The sequence below is a fragment of the Pantoea sp. SIMBA_079 genome, from assembly GCF_046940275.1.
Taxonomy (GTDB): Bacteria; Pseudomonadota; Gammaproteobacteria; order Enterobacterales; family Enterobacteriaceae; genus Pantoea; species Pantoea borealis.
In genome coordinates this window covers 1-274 of sequence record NZ_JAWRYR010000270.1, presented here as the reverse complement: position 1 = coordinate 274, position 274 = coordinate 1, and the positions used below count along the sequence as shown (strand labels likewise).

The 274-nt window shown below is 62.8% G+C and carries 1 pseudogene; it reads left to right on the top strand.

Annotated elements, in window-relative coordinates:
* Positions 1-12: 12 nt before the first annotated feature.
* Positions 13-274 (top strand): annotated as a pseudogene (gene metG, locus SB719_RS19975) (methionine--tRNA ligase); the annotation flags it as partial.

The window sequence follows — 274 nt, the reverse complement described above, 5'->3', positions numbered from 1 at the left end:
CCGGTACTTCCGGTGCTGGCTGCTGACGCCGAGGCATTCCTCAACGTGGCCCCGCTAACCTGGAACGACCACCTGACACGCCTGGAAAACCACCCGCTTAACCCGTTCAAGGCCCTGATGAGCCGTATCGAGCCAGCCAAGGTCGAAGCCATGATCGCTGCCAGCAAGGAAGATCTGCTGGCTGCCGAAGCCAAGGCCCCGGCGGGAAATGGCGAACTGACCAAGGACCCGCTGTCGGCAGAGATCGAGTTCGATACCTTCGCGGCCGTCGACC